We start from the raw sequence: 1,038 nt of genomic DNA, 5'->3' as shown, positions 1-1,038 counted from the left end.
GAATTTAGCAGCCTTTATATTTTCCATTTACGAGGAAATGCGCGGACTTCTGGAGAACAACGGAAGAAAGAAAGTGGTGGAATTTTTGGTGAAGGGTCACGTGCTCCTATAGCTATTTCTATTTTGGTTAAAAATCCAAATGCACAACAGCATAGTAAGATATATTTTCGTGATATTGGAGATTATCTCACAAGAGAAAAAAAGCTTAAGACAATTAAAAAATTTAGGAGTATTGATGGCATTACACGGAGCAAAAAAGGTTGGCAAATAATTACACCAGATAAACATGGTGATTGGCTTGGTCAACGTGACAACAGTTTCAACGCCTTTTTAGCTATAGGTGATAAAGGTGACAAAAAAGGTCATGGTAAAAAGCTTTTTGAAATGTTTTCTTGTGGTATTTTAACCAGTCGTGATGCTTGGGCATATAACTCAAGCCGTGAAGTTGTGGCCAAGAATATGGATAATATGATCTGCTTCTATAACAGCGAAATAAAACGTTTTAATGATGCTTATGCGCATGTTGACCGTAAGGCACGTGCAAAGGCTGTAAATCATTTCGTAAATTCAGATACGAGAAAAATCAGTTGGAGTAGTAGTCTTAAACAAGAGTTGACAAGGGGAAAGTCTTCTGAATTTAAAAGTGGCTGCTTAGTTCAAAGTCTTTACCGTCCCTTTACGCATCAATGGCTCTACTGCAATCGTATTTTTAATCATAGAGTTCATCAAATGCCGTGTATATTCCCGATGGGACGAATCGTTGAAAATAGAATGATACAAATTACAGGTACAGGAGCAAAAAAAGACTTTTCTGTACTTATGATTAAGACCGTATCTGATTTTCAGGTGATAGAAAATGGACAATGCTTTCCAAGATATTTTTACGAAGACACTACGGTTTCAAAAGGTAAAAGTAAGCAACAATCCCATTTGTTTGCAAATACTACAGAAGAAAGTAAAACAGTTGGTTTACAGAGGCATGATGCCATTACTGATGAAGGATTAGCACATTTTAAAGCTGCTTATCCTAATGAAAAA

General features: G+C 36.0%; 1 protein-coding gene. It reads left to right on the top strand.

The genetic code is table 11. The annotated features are described in order from the left end of the window. The coding region (locus tag ABID23_RS08100) for a type ISP restriction/modification enzyme (RefSeq protein WP_354190999.1) at nt 1–1,038 on the top strand (1,038 nt) is incomplete at both ends.

This window comes from Bartonella silvatica, assembly GCF_040545155.1.
In the GTDB taxonomy this organism is placed as follows: Bacteria; Pseudomonadota; Alphaproteobacteria; order Rhizobiales; family Rhizobiaceae; genus Bartonella; species Bartonella silvatica.
This window is presented reverse-complemented; position numbering and strand designations above follow the sequence as displayed.